At 61.6% G+C, this 19,246-nt stretch carries 16 protein-coding genes and 2 pseudogenes; 7 read left to right on the top strand and 11 right to left on the bottom strand.

Going from position 1 to position 19,246, the window contains the following annotated elements:
- The first annotated feature begins 900 nt into the window (after positions 1–900).
- From IVB18_RS12625 to IVB18_RS12615, 3 genes are all read left to right on the top strand, one after another.
- Positions 901–2,184: an IS256 family transposase gene (locus IVB18_RS12625; RefSeq protein ID WP_247989239.1), complete on the top strand. Its 1,284-nt coding sequence runs from the start codon at positions 901–903 to the stop codon at positions 2,182–2,184.
- A 507-nt stretch (positions 2,185–2,691) separates the two neighbouring features.
- A complete protein-coding gene (locus IVB18_RS12620; protein WP_247989453.1) occupies positions 2,692–4,266 on the top strand; it encodes an alpha-amylase family glycosyl hydrolase in 1,575 nt (524 codons plus the stop codon).
- Positions 4,267–4,289: 23 nt separating this feature from the next.
- On the top strand, positions 4,290–5,297 hold the full coding sequence (locus IVB18_RS12615) for a glycosyltransferase family 4 protein (protein ID WP_247989452.1): 1,008 nt from the start codon (positions 4,290–4,292) through the stop codon (positions 5,295–5,297).
- A 693-nt stretch (positions 5,298–5,990) separates the two neighbouring features.
- Here the strand turns inward: IVB18_RS12615 and IVB18_RS12610 are convergent.
- The 8 genes and pseudogenes from IVB18_RS12610 to IVB18_RS12575 form a co-directional block, all read right to left on the bottom strand.
- Complete coding sequence (locus IVB18_RS12610; protein ID WP_247989451.1) at positions 5,991–6,581, bottom strand: malonic semialdehyde reductase; 591 nt, start codon at positions 6,579–6,581, stop codon at positions 5,991–5,993.
- A 69-nt stretch (positions 6,582–6,650) separates the two neighbouring features.
- Positions 6,651–7,010: a GYD domain-containing protein gene (locus IVB18_RS12605; RefSeq protein ID WP_247989450.1), complete on the bottom strand. Its 360-nt coding sequence runs from the start codon at positions 7,008–7,010 to the stop codon at positions 6,651–6,653.
- 715 nt (positions 7,011–7,725) lie between these two features.
- Positions 7,726–8,559 carry an ABC transporter permease gene (locus IVB18_RS12600; protein WP_247989449.1) on the bottom strand — a complete coding sequence of 278 codons (834 nt, stop codon included), beginning with the start codon at positions 8,557–8,559 and terminating at the stop codon, positions 7,726–7,728.
- Positions 8,549–9,295: a phosphate ABC transporter ATP-binding protein gene (locus tag IVB18_RS12595; protein WP_247989448.1), complete on the bottom strand. Its 747-nt coding sequence runs from the start codon at positions 9,293–9,295 to the stop codon at positions 8,549–8,551. The genes IVB18_RS12600 and IVB18_RS12595 overlap by 11 nt, the downstream gene beginning before the upstream one ends.
- Positions 9,296–9,555: 260 nt before the next feature.
- On the bottom strand, positions 9,556–10,863 hold the full coding sequence (locus tag IVB18_RS12590) for a cytochrome c peroxidase (protein ID WP_247989447.1): 1,308 nt from the start codon (positions 10,861–10,863) through the stop codon (positions 9,556–9,558).
- 154 nt (positions 10,864–11,017) lie between these two features.
- Entirely contained in the window at positions 11,018–11,425 is a 408-nt protein-coding gene (locus tag IVB18_RS12585; protein WP_247989446.1) for a thioesterase family protein, read from the bottom strand.
- Between the two features lie 147 nt (positions 11,426–11,572).
- A pseudogene (locus IVB18_RS12580) lies at positions 11,573–12,410 on the bottom strand (IS5 family transposase).
- Positions 12,411–12,644: 234 nt separating this feature from the next.
- A complete protein-coding gene (locus tag IVB18_RS12575; RefSeq protein WP_247983558.1) occupies positions 12,645–13,880 on the bottom strand; it encodes an IS701 family transposase in 1,236 nt (411 codons plus the stop codon).
- 116 nt (positions 13,881–13,996) lie between these two features.
- Between IVB18_RS12575 and IVB18_RS12570 the strand changes: the two genes are divergently transcribed.
- Positions 13,997–14,503 (top strand): hypothetical protein, encoded by a 507-nt coding sequence (locus IVB18_RS12570; RefSeq protein WP_247989445.1) that lies wholly within the window; start codon positions 13,997–13,999, stop codon positions 14,501–14,503.
- Positions 14,504–14,554: 51 nt separating this feature from the next.
- Positions 14,555–15,611, top strand: a pseudogene (ftsZ, locus tag IVB18_RS12565) (cell division protein FtsZ); the annotation flags it as partial.
- 545 nt (positions 15,612–16,156) lie between these two features.
- Here the strand turns inward: ftsZ and IVB18_RS12560 are convergent.
- Both IVB18_RS12560 and IVB18_RS12555 read right to left on the bottom strand, forming a co-directional pair.
- The gene (locus IVB18_RS12560) at positions 16,157–16,378 is read right to left on the bottom strand and encodes a hypothetical protein (RefSeq protein ID WP_247989444.1); all 222 of its coding nucleotides are present in this window, start codon (positions 16,376–16,378) and stop codon (positions 16,157–16,159) included.
- A gap of 2 nt (positions 16,379–16,380) precedes the next feature.
- Entirely contained in the window at positions 16,381–16,602 is a 222-nt protein-coding gene (locus IVB18_RS12555; protein ID WP_247989443.1) for a hypothetical protein, read from the bottom strand.
- A 100-nt stretch (positions 16,603–16,702) separates the two neighbouring features.
- Here IVB18_RS12555 and IVB18_RS12550 point away from each other — a divergent pair, with 100 nt between their 5' ends.
- Positions 16,703–17,248 (top strand): hypothetical protein, encoded by a 546-nt coding sequence (locus tag IVB18_RS12550; RefSeq protein WP_247989442.1) that lies wholly within the window; start codon positions 16,703–16,705, stop codon positions 17,246–17,248.
- A gap of 628 nt (positions 17,249–17,876) precedes the next feature.
- Entirely contained in the window at positions 17,877–18,392 is a 516-nt protein-coding gene (locus tag IVB18_RS12545) for a DUF992 domain-containing protein (RefSeq protein WP_247989441.1), read from the top strand.
- 2 nt (positions 18,393–18,394) lie between these two features.
- On the opposite strand, the gene IVB18_RS12540 is transcribed toward IVB18_RS12545, so the two are convergent.
- Positions 18,395–19,240, bottom strand: coding sequence for a hypothetical protein (locus IVB18_RS12540; RefSeq protein ID WP_247989440.1), 846 nt, complete (start codon positions 19,238–19,240; stop codon positions 18,395–18,397).
- Positions 19,241–19,246 lie beyond the last annotated feature (6 nt).

Genomic DNA, 19,246 nt, shown 5'->3' with positions numbered 1-19,246 from the left:
CCTGTTCTAATGGTGATACCACTCGCAAAGGAAATCGGATGAAAACTACGCTCGCCGTATTGATGCTCTGCGCCTGCGCGCAAGGCGCTCTCGCCGCTGGACCGGAATGCCGCACGATCGAAAGCACGAGCGGGCGACTTGCCTGCTACGATGCGGCGTCTCCTCCAAGAATACAAAAGCCTGCAGCGGTCGAGAGCGACGCGTCGCGGCCGTCCTACAAGGACCCCTTGATCGCGGAAGACGCCCGAACCACCGCCAAGCTAAAGGGTATCTGCCGCGGCTGTTGAAGATTAATTCTCTCCGGTCATGCCCGGGCGTTGCAGCAGGCCCGCTACCAAGGGACTGAACGGGTAGCGGGGCTTCTTGGTGCCTCTGCCGGAACGAGCCCGGTAGCCCTTGCAGAACCCGATTTGGAGTCGCGTGCATCTACCGATCCGCCACGGGCCGTGCTTCCGTCCACTAACGACCCGAATCTATGGTCCGGCCGTGCGCTGCAAAGCGTGTTGAACTCGAAATGAAGATCATGAGGTATCGCCAATTGGTGGACCGGACCGCGGACGAGGAGTTTCTAAGGCGCATCAGGAATCAGATCGCGGAACTTGAGCAGAAGCTCCGAGAGATCGACGAGTAAGGCCGCCTCGATTGCCGCTGGCCGTTGAACCTTATTGCGCCTCCGCAGACAGATAAGTGCCGGGGGATTGCACTGTCCGGATTCAATACAGCGCCACCAAGCATTATTCGGCTTGGGGGCGCTGTTTGCATTAGTGGCTACTTTGATCCAGCGGGTGGCCTATTCGGCCGGGAGCTGTCGCCGAAAGTTGGTGACGGCGGGAATCGGGAAGGCGGCATATCGTGGGGGTGCTTGACGCCTCCACTTCTCCACCGAAGGAGCGATATGCCGTGTCCAACGATAACGTCATCCAACTGATTCAGCCAGGAATCTTCGACGATCAACTCACAGAAGTCTTGCGCAACGGGGCACGTGCCCTTCTCGCCAAAGCGGTCGAGGCTGAGGTCGCGGACTTTCTCGGCCAGCATGCCGATTTGAAGACCCGGGACGGCCACCAGCGCGTCGTCCGCCACGGTCACCTGCCGGAGCGCGAGGTGATGACCGGCATCGGTCCGGTCGCCGTCCGCCAGCCACGTGTACGCGATCGTGAGGTGGCCGCTGCCGATCCTGGCCGCATCCGGTTCTCGCCGTCGATCCTGTCGCCCTACATGCGCCGCTCGAAGTCGATCAAAACGCTGTTGCCGATCCTATATCTGAAGGGTATTTCGACTGGCGACTTCTCCGAAGCGCTGGCGGCGCTGCTTGGCAAGGATGCTGCCGGGTTGTCGGCATCCGCCATCGGCCGACTGAAGGACGGCTGGCTCGACGAGCACGGCGCGTGGCAGAAGCGCGATCTGTCGGCCAAGCGCTACGTCTACATCTGGGCTGATGGCATCCATCTCGAAGCCCGCCTCGAAGACGAAAAGCAGTGCATCCTCGTGCTGATCGGCGCGACGCCGGAGGGCCGCAAGGAACTGGTCGGCTTCACCGATGGCGCCCGTGAGAGCGCGCACGACTGGCGCGATCTGCTGCTCGACCTGAAGCGGCGCGGGCTCGACGTGCCCCCGCAGCTCGTCATCGCCGATGGCGCACTCGGGTTCTGGAAGGCGGCCGGTGAGGTCTGGCCGAAAACGCGCGAGCAGCGCTGCTGGGTGCACAAGACCGCCAACGTACTTGCCAAGCTGCCGAAGAGCCAGCAGCCGAAAGCCAAACGCGCGTTGCAGGAGATATGGATGGCCGAAACCAAGGCCACAGCCGAGCTGGCGTTCGACGCCTTCATCGAGAGCTACGCGCTGAAATACGAGAAGGCCGCCGATTGCCTGCGCAAGGATCGAGACACGCTGCTGGCTTTCTACGACTTCCCGGCAGAGCATTGGAAACACCTGCGCACGACCAACCCCATCGAAAGCACCTTCGCCACCGTGCGTCATCGCACGATCCGATCGAAGGGCTGTCTATCCAACAAGACCGCGCTCGCGATGGTCTTCAAACTGGTCGAGGGCGCCCAGAAAAATTGGCGTCGTCTCGATGGCCACAACCAGTTGCCAAAACTCGTTCTCGGTGTGACATTCAACAACGGGATCGAGGTCATCGCCAAGCCGACCGACCGTCAGCCCGCAACCGCCGCCGCCTGACCGGCTCCGGCCGTCACCAAAAATTGGCGATAGCTCTCGGCCGGCACCGGTCGTCGGGTACTGTCCGTATTTGACATGAAATTGTCCCAAGCAGCGGGCAGTGTCCTAATCCGTTTTGGACAAGGGTTCGGGGCGTCAAAGTTTCTTAAGTTGGCAACCGAACATAAAGGGAATCTACTGGTTCCATCACCGCCCCGCCTTCGGCTTCTATCGGTGACTGAGAGTGTTGTGCTCCCGCCCGTTTAGGAGAGCCACCATGCCCCGCATCCAACGCAACCAACCCAAAGCACCGTTACAAGACCGTCTAGTGCTGGAGGCCATGCGCCTCAAGGACGAGGCGAATGAACTCCCGCCGGGTCCGTTGCGCGACGCCACGATCAGAAGAGCCCGCCAAGCTGTAACCGCTTCCCATGTGAATGAGTGGCTTTCGTCTCCCGGCCTGCAAGCGCCGCGGTAAGGCCGCCTCAGTTGGCGGCCTCTTTCGGAGCTCTCTGGTGGCAGACGGGTGTGATCTACCAGATCTATCCGCGCTCCTTTCAAGATACGAACGCCGACGGCATCGGCGACCTCAAGGGGATCGAGCGGCGGCTGGACTATCTGGCCAGCCTTGGCGTCGACGCTATCTGGATCTCACCCATCTACCCCTCACCGATGGCTGATTTCGGCTATGACGTCGCCGATTATTGCGACGTCGATTCGCGCTTCGGCGTGCTCGCCGATTTTGACAGTCTGCTTGCACAAGCCCATGCGCGCGGGCTCAAGATTCTGCTCGACTTCGTGCCCAACCACACATCCGACCGGCATCCCTGGTTCGTCGAGAGCCGCGCCACGCGCGACAATCCGAAACGGGACTGGTACATCTGGCGCGATCGCGCGCCGGATGGCGGGCCGCCCAACAACTGGATCAGTGATTTCGGTGGCTCGGCATGGCAGTGGGACAAAGCGACCAGCCAATATTACTACCACGCCTTCCTGAAGGAGCAGGCGGACCTCAACTGGCGTAATCCGGCTGTGCAGACCGCGATGTACGACGTGATGCGCTTCTGGTTCGACCGGGGCGTGGACGGCCTCCGCATCGACGTGCTGTGGCACTTAGCGAAGGCGGCAGACTTCCCCGACAATCCGCCCAACCCGACCTATCAGCCGGCGATGGGCGATATGCACCGCGTGCTTCAGCTCCATTCGACCGACCAGCCCGAGGTGCACGAGATCGCCGCCGACATGCGCGCCATCGCCGACAATTATGGCGCCGGTGGACGGGGCGAACGCGTGCTGATCGGCGAGATCTACCTGCCGGTCGATCGGCTGCTGCACTACTACGGCCGGGAGCGGGCAGAGGTGCACCTGCCCTTCAACTTCCAGCTCATCGATGCACCGTGGGAGGCGCGCTCGCTGGCAACGCTGATCGCCCACTATGAGGCGGCGCTTCCGCCAGGCGCTTGGCCGAATTGGGTGCTCGGCAACCATGACCGGCCACGCGTCGCAGCCAAGCGTGGGCAGGCCCAGGCGCGCATCGCAGCGATGCTGCTGCTGACGCTCCGCGGCACGCCCACCCTCTACTACGGAGACGAGTTGGGCTTGAGCGATGTCGCGATCCCGTCCGCCCAGGTTCAGGATCCGCGCGGGCTGCGCGAGCCCGCCCTCGCCTTGGGCCGCGATCCGGTCCGCACGCCGATGCCGTGGGACGGAAGCGAGAATGCCGGCTTCACGACGGCGAAGCCGTGGCTGCCGCTCAATGCCGACTGGCCTATCCGCAACGTGGCGCGGATGGCGCAGGAGCCTCATTCAATCCTGGCGCTTTATCGCCGATTGCTGGTCGCCAGGCGTGCACATCCGGCGTTGGCGATCGGCGACTTCACGCTGCTGGACACGGAGGGCGATGTAGTCGCCTATGAGCGTCGGCACGGCGCCGAGCGATTGATCGTAGCACTCAATCTCGGGGAACATTCGCAGCGCCTGGAGTTACCGGACTGGGCGCGCGATTGCCGGATGCTCTTGTCCACTGTCGCCGACGCAGCGCTGGCCGGAGACGGTGCCGTGCTGCTACGGGCGAACGAGGGCATGATTCTGACGGCCGATTAACGAAAGCAACGAAGGACAATCGCGTGCGTATTGCCATGCTAGCTCCGATCTCCTGGCGCACGCCGCCGCGCCATTATGGTCCATGGGAGCTGGTGACGAGCCTGTTGACCGAGGCGCTGGTGGCGCGCGGCATCGACGTCACCTTGTTCGCCACGAAGGATAGCCGGACGGCGGGCAGACTGGCCGGCGTCTGCCCAGCGGCCTATTCCGAGGACCCCACCATCGACGCCAAGGTATGGGAGATGCTCCACGTCGCCCATGTATTCGAGCGCGTCGGTGAGTTCGACCTCATTCACAACCAGGCCGATTTCGTGCCGCTCGCATTCTCGCGGTTGGTGGAGACACCGGTGGTGACGACGATCCACGGCTTCTCCTCGGAACGCATCCTGCCCGCCTTCAAGGCATACGAGGATCGCGTCCACTATGTCGCGATCAGCAATGCCGATCGCCATCCGGACCTGCGCTATGCAGCAACAATCCACCACGGTATTCGGCTGGAGGACTTTCCCTTCGACCCGCACGGCAGCGAAGACCTGCTCTTCTTCGGCCGCATCCACCCGGACAAGGGGGCGGCCGAGGCGATTGCGGCGGCAGGTCGAGCGGGGCGGCGGCTGATCATGGCCGGTATCGTCCAGGATCAGGAGTATTATAACGAGCAGGTCGTGCCCGCGCTGGACGAGCGCTCCGTGATCTATCGCGGCGCAGTGGGCGGCGCGGCCCGCACCAACGCCCTGGGTTCCGCGCGCGCGCTGCTCCACCTTATCAATTTCGACGAGCCGTTCGGACTATCGGTCGTGGAGGCGCTCGCCTGCGGCACGCCGGTGATCGCCTGCAACCGCGGATCGATGCCCGAGCTGATCGACGATGGCGTGACTGGCTTCCTGGTCAACAACGTCGATGAAGCCGTAAATGCGATCAGCCGTATCGGCGAAATTGATCGCGCCGTATGCCGAGCAGCGGTGTTTGAGCGTTTTACGGTCGACCGGATGGCTGATCGATATCTGGACTTGTACCGATCGCTCCTTGGCTGAGGACCTTCTCGGCTTCATCGCCTAGCTTCGTCTGCTTGTGGGGCACAAAGCGGACATGCCTGATGTCTGAGTTGAGTCCGTTATGCGAGGGGTAAAGCGGACATCACGGTCCCTTCCTAGGTCTGCTTTTCTGATGCGCGCAACTGTCCCCTAGGATCCCCGCAGCAACTTAAACGGCCCTTGAACTTTGAATCACTTCTGCCCGAGCTTAACCTTGAGAGGGTCAGGGTATCGAGCCCCGAGTCTGTGAGGTCCTGTGTACCACTGGCGTCTTGACCGCAGCGGCGGAGAGTATGGGTTGCGCAAGCCGCTGCAAGTATTGACATTTGATTTGGCTCGGAGCGCAGGGAGGGATTGCCGCGCAGCTTCAACGAATGCAACAAAATCAGAGGCTTATCGTTCGCCCGAACGAGTCGTGTGTACCAGTCTTGTGTCCCGAAGTCGACCCGTTTCGCCTACCCACCGCGCCAAAATGCATCCAGATTCGATGCACGGATCTGATGACCCCTGCTATATCAGTTTGAGGGGTTATGTATGGCGCCGGCGGCGGATTGCGGTCGATCGTCTGAGAACACTTCCAATCACAATCCATGACCCGCCCACCCGACCATCCGCCACCGATACGGGTCCCAATCCAACGCCGATTGCCACTCGCTGCATGGCGGTCGCAATCACGCTGCATACGCAGATCAGTTACACGAACGAGCACACCTCGTTGATATCCGGGCGCGGCAGACGCTCAAACAACCCCGCCGGATCGCCATAGCCGATGGCACAGATAAAGTTCGATTTGATCTGGCCACCGGGGAAGAATTCCCGATCGACAGCCTCATTGTCGAACCCGGACATCGGTCCGCAATCGAGCCCGATGGCCCGCGCCGCCAGGATAAAGTAGGCGCCTTGCAGGCTGCTGTTGCGGAAGGCTGTTGTTTCGGCAAAGCCGGGCTTGTCAATAAACCAGGATCTGGCATCAGCGTGCGGAAACAGGCGCGGCAGCCAGTCGTAGAACCTCGTGTCATAACCGATGATCGCCGTCACCGGCGCGTCTGTCACCTTTGGCCGGTTGCCCTCAAGGACGAGGGGCTTTAGTCGCTCCTTCGCCGCCGGCGTTGTCACGAACACGATGCGCACGGGGAAGCAGTTCGCACTGGTCGGGCCCCAGCGCATCAGATCGTACAGGGCGGCGAGTTGCTCACGCGAAACCGGCTTATCGAACCACTTGTTTTGGGTGCGCGCTTTGCGAAAGATTGTATCAAGCGCGGATTCATCCAGCGGCGTCACCATAAAGATGCCTCCTCACTCTTTGAAGCTATCCTTTTAATTCAAGTTGCAGCTCGCTACCTCATCGAGGCGTCACGCGCCGCGATACACGCCAAAGTACGGGACTTCGCTGGGCGGCGGCGTGTATCCTGCGTCCTTGGCCTTCTTGAGAGCCTCAAGCCCTTCGTCGAAGGTCACGAGCGGCGTGGTCTTGACGCTCTTGACCGCCCCACCGGCTGAGATCGCCATGGACAGCGCCGTGGCGCTCACATTGTCCGGCAGCTGACAGATCACCAGCACGTCGTAATCGCCAAATGTCAGCCAGCCGTTGACGACACTGCCGCCGAGCCGTTGAACAACGGGTTTGACGGCCTCCATGCGGTTCTGAGGATCTTTGAGCAAGGCTGCCCACCCGACAGGGGCGTAAGCTGTCTGCAAGGCATAAAGAGCCATGGAGGGTCTCCCTTCAGAGTTTGCCGCCCCTCGCTCAAAATAATGTAGCACTTCGCGCGATTCCCGTGAAGGTGCGTCTCCGCTCGCGCTAGTTGCTTGGCTAAACGGCCTCAACGCCATCCGGTGGCGCTGGGAAGCCAAGATCGTCGTCGCGACCAACATCTGCGGTCGCGCAGGGGGCGGCATGTGCCGTCGCGGTGTCGCAGGGTAGGTGAATGACGGAACTCATTCCGAACAGACCCGACGGCGGAACAGACCGCGCAGCAGAACTGGAAGATCCGAGGCCGACAGAAGGGCATTCTTTGAGATCTAGATGAATGCAGGACGGCTTGTGATCCAGCAAATGACCGAACTGGGCCTGTGCGCAAGGAACTCTGCTTGATCTAGCAAGGACAGGGCAGGTCTGAAAATTGGGTCAGCTCAACCGAGGTGGGCTACGGCGAGCCTCTTATTCACACGCGATTTAAGAAAGGTGCTTCGGTAAAGCGCGCGGGTGGCCGCGCGGCCCGACAAAAGCCGAGCAATGAAGCTCAAGCTGGAAGAAATCTACCGACCGATCAGAGTACAGTCTGAATGTGAGAGCGGGCATCCAGGCGCTGCAATCGCCGACTGCGCGTTCGCGAAGACGAACAGCAAGACCACTCAACGTTGACCGGACGAGCTCCGGGCCAAGCCGCGCGCAATCGACATGGTCAGTCGGGCCAATCATTCGAGATCAGTGCGTCGCCGCGGGCTCGAAACCCGACGCCAGCGCCTCTCCGGGGCGAAGTGTCAATTGCGCGGCCGGGGAGAACACTCGCGGGCGCATGAGAACGGTCGCGACGAGCCCGGCGATACCTGAGGCAGCCAAGATCATGGCAACGATGATGAATTGGTAGATGCCCGCGTAAACCGGACTAGCGCCCGAAACCATCATGCCGGCCATCACTCCCGGGATCCACACCAGTCCGAGAGACTTCAGCATGTCAAGCCTAGGCAGAAGGCTCGCGTAGACGGCGCTCTGAAGATAAGGCGCAACCGTGACCTCAGGCTCGGCGCCCAGCGAGAGTCCTGCTTCGATCTGACCGACATGGGCGACGATTTCGGCCCGGAAGCGCTCCACGGCCTGCGCACACGCATTCATGGCATTGGCAATGATCATGCTGCCTACCGGCACGAGCATCGAAATGTCCGGCCGGAGGGCCCGGGTCGCAAGCATCACGGCGATGACGGTTCCAGCGCCCGCGGCGATCGCCCAGAAACACAGCAATAGCGCGCCATCCATTCCCTTGAGGCGGCGGGCGGCCGTGACCGCTGCAGCGACCGTCATCATCAGGAGAATGAGAGAACCGATCAGCAGGCTGCCGTGCAGCAGCAGCGCCAGAACCATCCCGACCAGAACCATCTGGACGAGGCCGCGTGCCATCGACACTGCCGCCTCGCGCTCCACTCGGACAGCATGCCGTCGGCACAGCACCACCACGGCCGCGCACAGCCCGACGGCACCGACCGCCTGCGCGAGGCCCGTCAACACATCGTTGCCGATGTAGCTCTGCAGCTCAGCCGTCATGCAGCACCTCCCTGGTCGTGCCGATCGCAACAAGCCTGCCCGCTTCCATGACCATCGTCCTTCCCGCCAGACGGGCTGTCTGGGCACGATTATGTGTGACGATCACGCACGCCATTCGTCGCTCTCGAACAATGCCGAGAACGAGCTCCTCGATTCCGCGCACAGACACCTCATCGAGTGCGGAGGTCGGCTCGTCGAGCAGTAGTACCTCAGGGGCATTCGCCAGCGTTCGCGCCAATGCGACACGCTGGGCTTCGCCGCCGGACAGGTTGCCGACGTCGCGATTCTCGAATCCGGGCAAGCCGACGCGCTCGAGCAGCGATGCGATCTGTGCGGGCGCCAGGGCTTCCCTACGCTGGCTCGGTCCGAACGCGATGTTTGCGGAGACTGTGCCGGGAAACAGATAAGCCGTCTGCATGACCATGCCGATCCGCCGCCGCAACTCCTGCGGGGCGATTGACCGGTGATCTTTGCCTTTGAGCAGAACCGCGCCGGCAGTCGGTTCGTCCAACCGATTGAGCAGCCGGAGGAACGACGACTTTCCGGCCCCGCTCGGCCCGACGACGGCGAGAATATCACCCGCCGCGACCCGAACGCTGACGTTTTGGACAAGAGTTCGCTGTCCCACTCTCCGGGACAGATGCCTGGTTTCCAGCATCACGGCCGCTTGGTGCTGGCGGTTCTCGACCTGGTCCGATGAATGCGCGCACATAACGCCGTCAAGATCGTTGAACATAGCAGTACTTGATGTCACAGGACTTCTTTCGACAGATGCGTTCCTGCATCGGCAGTCCTGACTGGACGAACTGGTGCAGCGACCAGCTCATGGTCGTTCACGAAAGGGCATCCCTTGCATTCCGTCCGGAGCAGAGCCATTAAAAAGCTTTTCAGAAATTTAAATTCGATTTCGAAGGGGATCGGGGAACCTTTAACAGCCTCACGCTTGTGCCGCGGCTCAACTCAGATCGCAGAGTTTCCGGGAATCTCAACGAACAATCAAAACGGAGGCGGCTTTGGCTGCGATGGCTTCGGTCCGAACGCCCGCGCGGTGTCCCGCTGTGGGCGGTTCACTTTAGATATAGCAAGTTGCCGTGCATACTCCTGGTCACCGACTTGCTTGTATTGCGGGCTTGTCAGTGAGGCAAGAAACGCCACCACGTCGTCGATCTCGGGCTCCGTCAGCGCCAACGGCTGCATGTCCTCGTCGAGCCACGGGTCAGTGATGCCGTCACCCTTGTTGTAATGATCTACGACATCCCACAGGGATTGCATCGATCCGTCGTGGAAGTAAGGCCCCGTCACGAGGACATTTCGCAGGTCCGGCGTCTTGAACGACGCGATATCACTCTGCTTCTTCGTAATGAGGAAGCGCCCGAGGACCGACATCTCGCTCGTGATCGCCGCAGCATCGACAACCTCCAGATGTCCTTGCGCCAGCTCATGCTCTGCCTGCTGCGCCAAGGGGCCGACACGATGCCGGAGGATTCCGATGCCAATGTTGTGAAAATCGTTGTCGGTGAAGACGGTTACATCCCGCTGACTGTCCGTCAAAGCATGGCAGAGGTTGCAGCGGGCCTTGGTATTGAACAATTCCCAGCCGCGTTTGGCCGAGTCGCTTATGGCGTTGGCGTCTCCAGCCATGAATTGGTCGAAGGGAGAATCGAATGAAACTAGCGTCCGTTCGTAAGTGGCAATGGCGCGCAACATATCCTGTTTGTTCACGCCCCGGCCGAAGGCCTGCATAAATTGGCTCTGATAGTCCTTATCGCCAGCGATTCTCGACACAGCATCGTCGATAGTGGCCGAGCCCATCTCGAAGGGATTCGTGATCGGCAGTGCCGCCTGCTGCTCCAGCGTATTGACCCGGCCATCCCAAAACTGCGTTTTGTTATAGAGCGCATTCAACACGGTTGGTGCGTTGCGTTGACCGACGCGGCCGTGGATGCCGACTGACGCGGGCCTGCCGTCGGTGAAGGCGCGAGCCGGATCGTGGCACGTGGCGCAGGCGACAGTGCCGTCACCTGAGAGCCGACCGTCGAAGAACAGCTTCTCACCCAACGCAACTATGGCAGGCGTAAGCGGGCTGGCCGGCGGGACAACCGACGCGGTCAGAGCCGCGGGAAAGCCGACCTGATTTGATGAGCGCGGCTCGGCCAGCAGTCCTTGCTTGGGCAACGGTGGTGCCTGCCCTGGCGCCAGCGCGGGCGGTGGACCGACGGCTGTGTCTTCATTAACCGCCGGCGCAGCAAGCACCGCGAAAATACACGATAGGAGCAATAGGACCGAGAGGGATGTGGCGCGCATCCAATATGCCTTTGCTCTTGAACTGAAAAACTCTACGACAAAAACTCTCAAGCGCTCTGCCTGAATTACTGTAAGTGATTTGAGATTGCTTCAAAGCTGCACGTCGTCTCTCCAACAGGCGCATCCGAGGTTCGTCACTAGTCTCTAAAGTTGACTACGCAGCGCCAACGGCTGCCTTCCTGGCGAGGCGCTCGTTGAACGGACCAAGATCGATCACGATTCGCTGGTGGGTTCCGCTGCCGATCTCTTCCATGCCGTCGCTTGCCGACACCCTGAAGTCAACTCGTTTTCCTTCGACGTTGACTACCTCGGCCGTCGCGCACACGTCGAGGTCTACGGGCGTAGCAGCGAAATGTTGTACATCTACTGCAGTGCCGACCGCGCTTTCACCTGCATCCAGAAACGGCCTGATGGCATTGAGCGCGGCGTTTTCCATGATCAGAATCATCACGGGCGTCGCCAACACTCGCGGCAATATGGCGTCCTTGAATCGGTTGGCAAGATGTTCGGGTTGCACACGCAATGTAAACGTTCCTTTGGTTCCCAACGGAATCTGGCGCATACATTCATCCTCAATCTGCGGCGTTGTTCTCGGTCAGGCGGTCGTGCAACTAGTGCGGTGGGGTGTTCCCAGCGTGATGAAACGCGCCCAATCTAGTTCACTGCGAAACGACGAGTCCGACCTGAGCGCCTTAGAGTCTGTCCGGGATCATGCTGTTTTTTGGCAGAGCTTTCGCAGCATGAGGCGGATTGAGGCGAGGCGCAAGAACGCCAATGCCTTTCGGTTGAGGCACTCCCAATCCTTGGCCAAACGGCGGCAGCGGTTGAGCCAGGCGATGGTGCGTTCGACGATCCATTGGGCAAGATCGCAAAACTCTTTGCTGTATCGGAGCGCTTGACGATCTCGACGTCGATTTGCCGGAGGATTTTGCGAACGGCGGACTGAAAGATCGGCCCCTGATAGCCGCCGTCAGCATAGAGCTTCAGCAGGAATGGATGCAGGCCAAACAGCGTGGCCATCACCAGCACCCCACCGTCACGATCCTGGATGTCCGCCGAATGCACGAGGGCGTGGAGCAGCAAGCCTTGAGTATCGACTAGGATGTGGCGCTTCTTGCCCTTGATCTTCTTGCCCGCATCGTAGCCATGCGGGTCGATCCACGCCCCCCTTTTTCCGCGCTCTTGACGCTTTGACTGTCGATGATGGCGGCGCTCGGGCTGGGTTCTCGGTTAGCCAATTCTCGACATTGTACATAGAGCGCGTGATGGATGCGATCGAGCGTGCCGTTCCAAGCCCACAAGTCAAAATAGTCGTGCACCGTGCTGCGTGGCGGCAGGTCCTTCGGGATCGCTCGCCATTGGCAACCGGTGCTCAGCACATACATCAGGCCATTGATCACCTCGCGCACATCGACCGTGCGCTTGTTGCCGCCTCGCTTGGCTGGCGCAATCAGCGGCTCCACCAACGCCCATTCCTCATCAGTCAAATCGCTTGGATAGCGTAGCCGGCTTCGGTCGTAACGACCGCGGTTCTCCTTCGTCCACATGGGCGCCCCTTCGAATCGGACCGCCACCCTTGAATCACAAATGATTCCGATGATTCAAGATGTTCCCGGACAGACACTAACATTACAGTTGCCGTTTTGCTTTGAGATGCGCGCGCTGAGCGGCAGCCTGGTGAGCTCTGCGCCAGAATGACCATGCGATGACATGCGCGGGTTGGATCCGCTTTCGAGCAAGCCTGATGGCGATGCGGCGGATTTCCTGGATTGACCAACGGATCAGCGGCGGCGTGGGTGTGCTTTGGCTTTTGCCGGGGGGCGGCGTTTGGTTTTTTTGGGCGGTGGCGGATTGGCGCGATGGCGGATCGCCGCCATCATGGCGAAGGCGAGCATCACCAGGGACACGTGGCGATGCCAGCCATGCCAGGACCTGCTCTCGTTGTGATCGAGCCCGAACTCGTTTTTCGCGGTTTCAAAGCTGTCCTCGATCGCCCATCGATGGCCTTCGACCGCGACCAGCGTTTCAATTGATGTTCCCGCTGGGCACCAGGTGGTGAAGAAGGCGAGATCGCCATCGGCGATATGGCGACGGATCAGCAGACCGCGCGTCCATAAACCATCATTTGCGCTGTTGAACTGCTCGACCTCGAGATCGGCCAGTTCGAGATAACACCAGTCATGCAGCCTCGGTCCTTTGGTTCCGGCTCCCGCCGACAAGCGCTTCCAGTCGGACGGGCGCCGCGTCCGGGCGATGTCTTCGGCCTTGCCGGCGACCGGCTGTCGCTTGCCCCAGGATCGGAAGACATGAGAGCTGCTGACCCCGAGCACATAGCCTTTGCCTGCCCGCCGTAGCTGCTGTTCGATATCGCCAACACCGTAGACCGTGTCACCGGCAACCCACTTGAATGGTACAGACGCGGCTATCGCACGTGCGATCATTCTCGTCGCAAGCTTTGGTTTGGTCGCAAAGCCGACATCGGCAGGCACATATGCGGCTTCCAGACGATCTGGATCGTCAGTCCATTCCTTCGGAAGATACAACGCGCGATCGATGAACGCATGACCATGACGCGAAACGTAGGTAGCGAAGACGCCGATCTGGCAGTTCGTAATCTTCCCTGCCGAACCAGTGTATTGCCGTGCCACTCCGCATGAGGCCTTACCCTGCTTGAGAAAGCCGGTCTCGTCGATCACCAGCACCGCATCGTCATCCGCCAAATGCTCGATGACATAGTCGCGGACGATATCGCGCAGGGCATCAGCGTCCCAATCTCCACGACCCAGAATTGCCTGCTGACGCCATGGGCCAGGATCGCCAGCCGCCTCCGCGCGCATCCAGCCGGTCTTGCGCTGCTCATCTCCGAGCAGACCTTCCAGGAACAAGCCTGCATTCGTCGCCACACGCTCTTGCGTGAACAACGGACGTATCCGTTGCTTGATCTCTCGAAGCGACGCCGCCCACAACGCAAGCGTCTCCTCAACCGACGCGGCCCGCGTCCACGACATTCGAATCATGGTTGCCCATGGATTCAGAAGCCCGCAAACAAAGCAACTGTAATGCTAGCCTGCGGTAATCGTCCAGCCATCATTAGCTCGAAATGCCTTCCCGGTTCGCTCCAGGAGAAGCGCCGATGTGCGTTGAGTTGTTGACGTATGCCGATCTGGGTGCCCGCCTCCATATCTCCCGAGAGGCCGCGCGTTCGCTTGCGAGACGCCGCCGGTTGCCGCGCTCGCGGTCGGAGGACGGCAAGGCCCTGTTGAGCGTTGATGTCTCCGAGGTCCGGTCCACACCCCGCCCACGACGCGGCCGCCGGGCAGACCCGATCGATGCCTCCCTGGCACAGATCGAAGCAGTCAAGATCGAGGCATTCAAGGCGGAGGTCGCGCGGCTCGAGGCCGTCGCAACCGCCTACAGGGCGGTGTTCGAGCGCGAGCGCGCCGATCGCCTCGCCGTCGAGCTGACGCAGGCGGCCGCCGAGACGACGGCCGCCAATGCGTGGGCGGCACTACTGGAAGACGAAGTGGCGGTTCTGCGGAACGGTCGCCACGCCGGCGGCGCGGTCGCGGGACAAGCCGCGCGTCGATTGGGACATCTGGCCGCTGCGATCGTGGAAGCAGACCGCGAGACTCGCAGGTAGCACTCGAACCTTTCTCCATCCCCGGCCTGCCGGAGCAACCGCGAGGACAGAATGACTGGCATCACCGATATTCGCGAGATGAAGGCGCGCATTGTCGTGTTCGGGGTCGGCGGCGCCGGCGGCAATGCCGTCAACAACATGATCACGGCCGGGCTGCAGGGGGTCGACTTCGTTGTCGCCAATACCGACGCGCAGGCGCTTGCCATGTCGAAGGCGACGCGCCTCATCCAGCTGGGCACAACGGTGACTGCAGGCCTTGGCGCCGGCTCGCAGCCCGAATTGGGACGCGCCGCAGCCGAGGAGGCAATCGATACGATCCGCGATCATTTGACCGGCGCGCACATGGTGTTCGTGACGGCCGGCATGGGCGGCGGCACCGGCACCGGGGCTGCCCCCATCGTCGCCAGGATCGCGCGCGAGCTCGGCATTCTCACGATCGGCGTGGTCACCAAGCCATTCTACTTCGAGGGAAAGCGCCGCATGCGCTTTGCCGAAGCCGGCATCGAGGAGTTGCTGAAGACGGTCGACACCCTGCTGATCATCCCGAACCAGAACCTGTTCCGGGTGGCCAGCGAGAAGACCACGTTCGCCGATGCCTTTGCCCTTGCCGACCAGGTGCTTTATTCCGGCGTGGCCTGCATCAGCGACCTCATCGTCAAGGAAGGCCTGATCAATCTCGATTTTGCCGACGTCCTCTCCGTCATGAAGGAGAAGGGCAAGGCCATGATGGGACGGGGCGAGGCCTCCGGCGAGAAGCGCGTGCTTGCCGCTGCTGTGGCCCGCGATTTCCAATCCATTGATCGAGAATCCCTCGATCAAGCGCGCCAGTGGCCTCATCATCTCCATCACCGGCGGCAAGGATCTCATGCTGTACGAAGTCGACGAAGCTGCGACCCGCATTCGCGACGAGGCCGACCCGGACGCCAACATCATCGTCGGCGCGTCGTTTGACGATAGCCTCGACGGTATCGTCCGCGTCTCGGTGGTGGCGACCGGAATCGATAATCTCGACCCGGCGTCTCAGGCGCAACCGGTGGAGACCGCCATCGCCCAGCTCGCGGGCAGGCTGCGCAACGACGGCCGCCGCATCGCCGATCGCATCGAGCGCAGTGCACCCCTTCCGCAAGTGGAAAGCCCGCCGCTCCGCTCCGAAGCGCGACAGCCCGTGGGGCAACTGGCAAGGGCGGCTCCGGAATATGCGCGCCACGCGGCCGACCGGCCGCTCGATCCTTACGGCCGCACCGCTGCGCGCAATGCGCTCGATGAGGCTATTCTCGATATCCCGGCCTTCCTGCGCCGCGCCGCCAACTGAACGGTCGCAGGAGGGGAGTTACGGTCGTCATCCCGGAGCGCGACGAAGTCGCGAGCCCGGGATCCATTGTGAACAGGCGTTCAAGATTGACCCCTTCGCCGCTTGCTGGATCAATGCTTTAGCTCGCCGATCGGCGTCGGGACCCCACGCCGATTTACAAACTGGCAAAGCAGTCTGGATAGAGGGGCTCGCGCACTCACAGCTCACGATGCACGGCTCCAAATGCTTCGGGCTCTTGACCGCTATCGGTCCGTTCACGACCCGTGAGATAGCGCTGGTAGCGATCCTTTTGGAGACAACGCCCTTCGGGACTGTGCCGCAGGCGAGGACGGCGGAGCGTCCTAATGTTCAGGATTGCCGATGTCGAACGCACCCAGACGGTAGTCTTCACCCACCGATTGCTCGTCCGCCATTTGCGTGATCAAGGTGAACGTCGCGTCGGGATAGCGCATCCACACTTCGATGTCGTCTGACGTGACGGTTAGATATCCGAAAAAGCACTTATATCGACCCGGCTCCGTTACCCGGCCGATTTTGTCCCAATTCATCTTGTTAACGCGCATCGCTAGCTCCACTCGTCCTCAGGCAGCGAACCAGGGGGAGGTTTAAGTTCTTCGAGGCCGGCTTCGATCACCCCCAGTTCATCGTGGATCGCTCTGACCGCGTTTTCGGGCTTGATGCCTGATACGGCTTGCAGCTCAGCGAGCACCTTAAGCCGATGCGCCAGCAAGTCCGTCAGCGCGCGTCGGTCCCGCACTTTGACGTAACCAGCGACGATCAATTCCATGGCCTTTTCGGCCGATCCAGCCTTTCGGTCGCTCAACCGGCTGGCGGTTCGCGCCAAGGCCGTCCTACAGACCAAAACGGCTGTCCTACGGAGCAAAGCCATGTTCGGAAAGGACGATTTAGTGGACAATCTCAGCCGCGATCTTGATCGCGCGCGCGGAAGACGCGATGCACTCGCATCCGAAGCCACGACCCTGACGGCCCAGATCGCCGAAATTGAAGCCCGCCTTTCGGAGGAGAAGACCAGGCGGGAGCGTGATCGCGTTTTGGGCGAAATCGAAGCGATAAAAACCCGAATCAGGCAAGCTGCCGGCGCGTTTGCACCCGTCGTCGATGGTCTCTCCAAGGCGATCGAGTCGGCTGCTGCAGTTGTGCCCGAGGCTCGCGAGCTCAATAGTTTCCTAGTGTCGGTGGCGACCGAAATCGACAGCGTGCTCGATCCCCTGCTGCGCGAACTGGATCAGCGCGCGGATGCGGTGCGCGTCGGCCGCGTAGCGCTGGACCTCCCGAGTTCGTCCAATGAAGCTCCTATCGAGCTGCCGAAAGACGGCAACGAACGCCTGCTTCGCTTTCCAGCATGGCTGTCTCGCGACAAGGAGACGGACAAGAAGGAAACAGCGGAGAGCCCGCGCAGCACGGCAGCGTGAACCTGGCGGGTGGCGTCCTTGCGGCGCAGCCTTCGAGACGCCCGCCCCAAAACTCACCGCTGCCCGACCGGGTCGCATCGTGCGAGGCAGATGCTGGGTCCATTGCCTAGGGTTGGTGCTACCGGCCCCAGCGTCGAGTTTACTAGTATGCTCTTGGCAAGCTCTGATTGGTTAGGACCAGCCGCTCACACTGGTCCGTTCCCAGGTTCGAGTCCGTGCGGATCATTGTGCGGCGTTCGTTGTGCCGCTGAGGCGGTTGCCGAGGTCTGTGACGTTCTGGACTCGATCGGGGATGCGTGCCCGGAGTGTCACTCAGAGCTCGGGTAGGCCATCTACTCATAGGTCGAGTGCTGCCAGTCAAGGCGCGCTTGACGTCTGCTACGCCATATGGCCGGAGGTCCGAGTCGGGCCACAAACGGACTTCACTCAGTCATCGGCCGGCACGGCGGAGCGAACCCGGGCTCCTTGGCGGTCCTGATAATTGATCTAGCGCCGTTATTCGTAGCTCTCTCGCCGCGACAGGTTCTGCGCTCAGCCCGCCTTTCGGCTTCGCACGTGCGAGAAACAGGAACATCGCAATGCTGGTCCGCGTTGGGGACCACCAGAATACGTCGTTGGAGGCCGCCCCATGAACAAAGCAATGCTGAACAGACCAATCGCATGCGCCGCCCTGGTGCTCGCCCTGGCCATTGTTCCTGCTACGGCTCAGCAGGCTGGGCGAACGCAGGTCGGCACGCTCACCTGCAATATATCGCCGGGCGTTGGCATGATTGTCGCGGGACAGCGGCAACTGAGCTGCATCTATGCATCGGCGAGAGGCAGGGCGCGCGAGGCTTATGAAGGCACCGTCAGTACGCTTGGGCTCGACATCGGCGCCACGTCCGGTGGCAAGCTGACTTGGGCCGTTTTTGCACCGACCACACTGCGCCGGGCGGCATTGGCGGGAACCTATGCGGGTGCGACCGCCGGTGGTACGGTCGGCGCCGGAGTGGGTGCCAACCTCCTGATCGGCGGCTCGGAGCGCACGGTCGCTTTGCAGCCACTGTCCGTGCAGGGTCAGACGGGCGTGAACATTACAGCGGGCGTGTCCAGCATGGAGTTGCGGCCGGCCAGTGCGTCTGCGCCTCGCAGGTCCCAGCGATAACATCAGTCCGCGCCAGCGGACTCTCCGTTGATGCATATCAAGGGTTGGCCACCCTTGGGGGCTTCGTGGGCGGACAGGATGGCGCAGCGGACAGTTGTGGTCGTAGTCGACGACGATGCGAGCCTTTTGAAGAGCGTGGCGCGGCTGTTGGCGTGCCATGGCATCGAGAGCCGTACTTTCGCCTCGGCCGAGGCATTGCTTGAGAGCGACAGCGCGAAGTACAGCTCCTCCGGGTCAGCGTCGAAGTCCCACAAATCAGGGGCGATATCGGTGCGGACCGTGATATCAGGACGCAACGCCTGGTCCAGCGTGTCCGCCAGCGCTGCGAGGCGGTTGCCTGCGACGATCCCGCCGACCGATTCGGGGAATGGGCGCGCAGCGTCGAGGAGCTGATGGCTGAGCAACGCTCCTCGCGTGATCGCGTGCTGCATCTTGCTGAGGATGGCCTTTCGGCATGCGGCGTCGCTCCGGGATTCGAGTAGCTGCAGGCCGGTGCCGATCACAGCGAGAAGGTTGTTGATGTCGTGGACCACGAACCGCGCTACGTCCCCGATCGCCCTCACCCTCTCCGGCCCGCGGGAGGAGAATACGCCGCGCGTGTCGGACCGTGGGGCGGTCCGGCACAGTACCCCGGAGATCTCGCCGTCGCGCCCGACAAGCGGAATCTCCACGCACTTGGACGCGTTGAGACCGCTGCCGTCATCGCGGACGCTCCGCACCCTCGCACTGAATGCGCGCTGTACTCCAAGCGCGACGCCGGCGTTGTCCGCGAGCACGACGGCATCCTCCAGCGGAAAGCTCTCGACCACACGGGGGAAGGAAACGTCGGGTGTCTCTTTGATCTGCATGTCGGA

Origin of the sequence: Bradyrhizobium sp. 186, assembly GCF_023101685.1 — a bacterium.
Classification (GTDB): domain Bacteria; phylum Pseudomonadota; class Alphaproteobacteria; order Rhizobiales; family Xanthobacteraceae; genus Bradyrhizobium.
The sequence above is the reverse complement of the archived record's forward strand: the minus strand, read 5'-3'. Positions and strand labels throughout refer to the sequence as shown.